Annotated in this window: 5 protein-coding genes; 2 read left to right on the plus strand and 3 right to left on the minus strand. The window is 63.3% G+C overall.

All coding sequences use genetic code 11. The features are described 5' to 3' along the window. A partial coding sequence (locus ACZ4VL_RS40260; RefSeq protein ID WP_468210907.1) for a hypothetical protein occupies window positions 1–533 on the plus strand: 533 nt, incomplete at its 5' end. A 9-nt stretch (window positions 534–542) separates the two neighbouring features. On the opposite strand, the gene ACZ4VL_RS40265 is transcribed toward ACZ4VL_RS40260, so the two are convergent. Then, a complete protein-coding gene (locus ACZ4VL_RS40265; protein WP_468210910.1) occupies window positions 543–1037 on the minus strand; it encodes a hypothetical protein in 495 nt (164 codons plus the stop codon). 265 nt (window positions 1038–1302) lie between these two features. Here ACZ4VL_RS40265 and ACZ4VL_RS40270 point away from each other — a divergent pair, with 265 nt between their 5' ends. Further along, window positions 1303–1968, plus strand: coding sequence for an SOS response-associated peptidase (locus tag ACZ4VL_RS40270; protein ID WP_468210912.1), 666 nt, complete (start codon window positions 1303–1305; stop codon window positions 1966–1968). 28 nt (window positions 1969–1996) lie between these two features. On the opposite strand, the gene ACZ4VL_RS40275 is transcribed toward ACZ4VL_RS40270, so the two are convergent. Together ACZ4VL_RS40275 and ACZ4VL_RS40280 are read right to left on the minus strand one after the other, a co-directional pair. Next, on the minus strand, window positions 1997–2743 hold the full coding sequence (locus tag ACZ4VL_RS40275) for a LamG-like jellyroll fold domain-containing protein (protein WP_467384975.1): 747 nt from the start codon (window positions 2741–2743) through the stop codon (window positions 1997–1999). After that, window positions 2740–3355 (minus strand): hypothetical protein (locus tag ACZ4VL_RS40280; RefSeq protein WP_468210916.1); only part of this gene is annotated, 616 nt, incomplete at its 5' end. The genes ACZ4VL_RS40275 and ACZ4VL_RS40280, both read right to left, overlap by 4 nt.

Below are 3355 nucleotides of genomic sequence, written 5' to 3' on the forward strand. Positions count from 1 at the left end.
CAGACACACTCTCATCGTCTGACTGGGTGGCAATCATTTCTGCCTTCATCGCCCTGCTAGCTCTTTTCGCTACGATTTATTCAAGCATCCTTCAAAGAAGTCATAATCGCCTCAGCTCCAAGCCAGCACTTAACACGATCCTTGACGGACCAAGCATGTCCTTGTACCTGTCGAATCATGGTCTCGGCCCAGCATTCCTTAAAGAGGCTGAAGCCATTTTTGACGGAGAGACTTACAACCTACTGATCGAGAAAGAATCAGACTCGTTTTCAAGTCACTTGTGCGCAGGCACCTCAAAGGGAACCAAGTACAGTTGGATGATCCTAGAAAAGGACGCAGCCATCGCAGCAGGAGCCGAGCAAAAAATGCTTAAAATTCATTCCGACAATGAGAACGAGTGGAATGCGGTCTATCAAGCTCTAGACCGATGTGCCATCAAGATTGTTTATGAGAGCATATACAAAGAAAAGGGAATCACTACGCACATTGGCAACAATGTAAAGACGGCGGCGTCTAGCAGAACAAACGCGTAAATCAACGCATCAAAGCTGAAATTTTTCGACATTTCGCGGACCGGCCCAGGCCTTGCGGGCGTCCTTCGGCCGGGGCTTGGCTGCCGGCGGCTTGGGCGGCTCCAGTGCTTCCTTGACGCGTGCCGTAGCGGCGACCGTCGCCTCGGCCAGGCGCCGGGCCTGTTGCTGCTGCTCACAGGTCGGCGGCAGGCCGGGCAGCGGTTCAAGCGGTTCGCTTGGGGTGGCATCCAGCAACCTAGCCACGGCCGCGCGCAGGCGCATCTCCGGATACAGCCTGGCGGCGCACCAGCGCTCGGCGTACCGCTTCGCCTGCCGGACATTGGCCGCGCGCACTTCCTTCACCTGCCACATCTTCTGGCCTTCCATCCATAGCCGGACCCCTGGACCGCCATCGGGCGTGACGCTGGCCGTCTCCCGGCCGTTGTACCAGAGCGCCCAGCGCTCACCGGTCTGGACCCAGCCAACAGGGATCGGGGCGGTGCGGAAGCCGTGGGAGGAATGCATGGCCGGAAGGATACGACCGGCCGTCGCAGATCCTGCGAACGCGCCAGCGACCTGCCTGAATCGTTCGGGCAGAGTCGAGTCATAGTCGACCCTGTGCCGGCGCGGCGCTGCTCACGCGCCCCCCGGGTTGAGCTGCCATAGGCCCCGGATCCGGCGAAGTCAGGATGCCCGCCCTGCCCCGCCGACACCATCGGGCAACCTCGCCCTGTCGGGTCGGGGTGTCCCTACACGCCCCGGGCACGGCCGGCCGGGCTACCCTCCGGCCATGTGCGGCCGATTCGTCCAGCTCCCCGTGATCGACTTCGGCCAGCCGGGGCTGGCTGACCTTGCCCACGGCCTGGCCGAGATCCAGCCCAGCTACAACCTTGCCCCGACACAGCGCGCCTCGGTGATCCTGGACCGCGGCGAAGGCCGGCAGGTCACCCGCCTGGCGTGGGGCCTGCTGCCATTCTGGGCCAAGGCCAAGGGCCTGCAGGGTTCGACCATCAACGCGCGGATCGAGACGGTGGCCACCAAGCCCGCCTTCCGGTCGGCCTTCAAGAAGCGCCGGTGCGTGATCCCGATGGCCGGCTACTACGAGTGGTCGGTGAGCCCCGAGGACGGGAAGAAGGACCCGTGGTTCATCCACGCCACCGGGCCGCTACTGGCCGCCGGCCTGTGGGAGGACACCAGCCCCCTGCTGCCCGACGGCAACCTGGGCACCTTCACAATCATCACCGGCGACAGCAGCGGCGTGTCCGCCGACATCCACGACCGCATGCCTGTGTGGCTGCAGGCCGGCCAGATCGATGACTGGATCGCAGCCGGCGCCGACGACGCGATGGCCATGCTGCTGGCCAGCACGCCCCCGTCCATGGAGGCTTACCGGGTCAGCCGCGCGGTTAACACGCCGCGGAACAACCGAGAGGAGCTGTTGACCCGCGTGGCGTGATCCACCGCCGTTTTCGGCCCGGACGTCTTCAGCCATACGTCTCGTTGAAGTACGCGCGCCACTGCGAAAGCAAGCCGGCTTGCCCAGCCTCAAGGATGGGCGTTCCAAGGATGACGATGTCGCTGATGTCGCCGACGAAGCGGTTGTTGCTGTTGCCGCCGATGCTGAAATCAGCTGCGGCCGGCACATTGCCGGTTGGAACGGAAGACCTCTGGGCATAACCATCGACCTGGGCGCGAAGCGTCGTTCCGTCGAAGCTGGCGATGATCAGATGCGGAGAACTATCGGGCGGCGCAGGGCCAGTGAGGGTCAGACCGCTGTTCTTGTGCCATGCCTGCCACGCGCCATCCGCACCACACTGCAGCGCAGTCATCGTTCCGCCAGTTCCACCAGGCTGGACGATGGGCGCGGCCACCGCGCTGATCGCGCCGCGCCTGCAGTAGGCCAGGATCGAAAACACTCCGGAGAAGTAGGCAGCAGTGCCCAACAGGGTGCGGCTGAGTGCCACGCTCGGATACTTGGCGACGGAAAAATCGCCATATGCAGATGCGGCGGACATCTCAGGCCCAGGGTTCGCGCCTGCCGGCGTCAGCGGGACACCCGTCCCAACCGGAATGACGCCGGTGATGGCGCTATTAGCATCAACCGTGGCGTGCTCCAGGTCCATCTGATACCAGGCCCGCGTTGACGGCAGCGCTGCCAGATACGTCTTCATCGGACCGTCGTAGGGCAAGTCGGGATCGGTTGCGACACCGCGAGCAAGGATTGAACTCATGCGATTGCCTCCTCAAAAATTGGCAGGTAGTAGCGAATTTCACTGGGAACGGCGAAGCCCATTGCAGCAAACGGTGACCGCTCCCCGCTGGGCGAGTAGACCTGCCCGCGATACGGCGACCACTTGGCATCGGCCGGCGCCTGCGCAGAGAGCCCGTAGCGCAGGACCTTGCTGGCGCCAGTGGGTGCCGCACTCAGCGTCACGGTGATCTGGCTGGGGCCGGTAACGGTGACCTGAGAAACACTGGCGCTGCCGGTGCTGTCGGAGTAGCTGAAACCATAGTTGGCGATGGCCTCGACCCAGTCGGTATCGATGGCAATCGGGCCTCCCGGGTTATGCAGGTCGACCAAGATCACTGCACCCGTGCGGGTGATATTTTTCACATCGAGCGGCTGCCACGTGCCGGTCCGTTCGATACTGCGCAGTGCTAAGGCGGTCAGTTCCCCTTGGATCATCCTGCCCAGGGTGCTGTAGTGGATGACGTCGCCTTCCAGATTCACGAAGGGCATCGAGTACGTTGGGCCGACCAGCACCGTGTTGCTGCTGGCGCGTGCGCGGGTAACGTCCCGATGCGCCAAGGTCACCCCTCGGGTCACGGCCTGGCTGTAGCAG

It is taken from the genome of Streptomyces sp. NPDC029014, assembly GCF_055564695.1.